This is a genomic window from Streptomyces sp. MUM 203J, assembly GCF_022414595.1.
GTDB lineage: Bacteria > Actinomycetota > Actinomycetes > Streptomycetales > Streptomycetaceae > Streptomyces.
On record NZ_JADWYO010000129.1, the window covers coordinates 1 to 1,482 of the forward strand.

Genomic DNA, 1,482 nt, shown 5'->3' on the forward strand with positions numbered 1-1,482 from the left:
CTTGGGTTCCAGGGGTCGTCGCAACACCACTTGGTTTCAGGTGGTGAGTAGATCACGTAGACGCTCGGCTGGGGTATCCCAGCCGAGCGTCTTGCGTGGTCGGCCGTTGAGTTCCTGGGCGACGTGTTCGAGGTCTTCGGGACTGTGCAGGCTCAGGTCGGTGCCTTTCGGGAAGTACTGCCGCAGCAGCCCGTTCGTGTTCTCGTTCGAGCCGCGTTGCCAGGGCGAGGCCGGGTCGCAGAAGTAGACGGGCATGTCGGTGGCCATGCTGAACTGCTTGTGACGTGCCATCTCGCTGCCCTGGTCCCAGGTGAGAGAGCCGCGCAGGTGGGCGGGCAGGGTCTGGATCGTGGTGACGAGCCCGTCACGGACGGTCTCGGCGTCGTGGGCTCCGCCCGGCAGGTGGACCAGCATGGTGTAACGGGTGCTCCGTTCGACCAGGGTGGCGATCGCGGAGCGCCCGCCCGCGCCGATGATCAGGTCGCCTTCCCAGTGACCGGGCACGGCCCGGTCCTCGACGGCGGCGGGGCGGTCGCTGATCATCACCATCGGGTCGATGAACCGGGGAGTGCGCCGCTCGGGGTCCCGGCGTGGTTTGCGGCGGGTCCGGCCGGAGCGGATGGCTGCCTGCACTTCCCGTTTCAGGCCGCCGCGGGCCTGCAAATACAGCGCCTGGTAGATCGTTTCCACGCTCACCCGCATGCTCTCGTCGTCGGGATGTTCCCTTACCAGAGCGTGGCAGATCTGTTCCGGTGACCACCGCCTGCGCAGTCCGTCCTGGACGAAGCGGCGCAGCCGTCCCTCGCGCAGCAGCTTGCGGTCCTTGGGCCGGGGCCTGCGCGCTGCAGCCGCCCGGTGGGCCGCGTAGGGCTGGTAGCCCTCGCTGCCCGAGTTCGCGTCGATCTCCCGCTTGACCGTGCTCGCCGGCCGTCCCAGAGCACGCCCGATCGCTCGCAGCGACTGACCCGCCGCGCGCAGATCACGGATCTTCTCGCGCTCGGCGAGCGTCAAGAACCGCGGGTTGAGCTGCTTCTCCAGGGCCGTCAGGCCCACCGATGCCGTGGTCACACCGCACATCGTGACGGTCCCCGCCGTGTAGTCGACACGCCGCCCGTCGGCATAGGTGCGCGTCGTGGCGGTCTTCTTGACGCCCCAGTCCCAGTCCTTGGCCGTGCGCTCGTTCACACCGATCTGCCGGGCCGCCACCCGGCGTGCGACACCGGCGGCCCGAAGCCGCTCGTACTCGTCACGCCCGGGGTGCCGCCGAGGCAGGCGCACCGAGTTCCGTCCGGCCTTCCGGGCCCAGCCGAAGGCGGTGTTCCGGTTCACCCCCAGCTCACGCGCCACGACGGTCACGTTCCCCACGGCATCCAGCCGCGCAAGGAAACGCTCCCGCAACCCCGCAAGATCATCGCGCCCAACGGCCACGGTCCTCGCAACTCCCACAGATCGCGGGTGTTGCGAGGACCGTCAGAACCCAAG

The 1,482-nt window shown here is 69.2% G+C and carries 1 protein-coding gene; it reads right to left on the bottom strand.

Annotated elements, in window-relative coordinates:
- Positions 1 to 36: 36 nt before the first annotated feature.
- On the bottom strand, positions 37 to 1,077 hold the full coding sequence (locus I3F58_RS29140) for an IS30 family transposase (RefSeq protein WP_240111715.1): 1,041 nt from the start codon (positions 1,075 to 1,077) through the stop codon (positions 37 to 39).
- Positions 1,078 to 1,482 lie beyond the last annotated feature (405 nt).

Excerpts from the sequence above, each read along its gene's own strand:
- I3F58_RS29140 (WP_240111715.1), bottom strand. The coding sequence starts at position 1,077 with ATGTGCGGTGTGACCACGGCATCGGTGGGCCTGACGGCCCTGGAGAAG.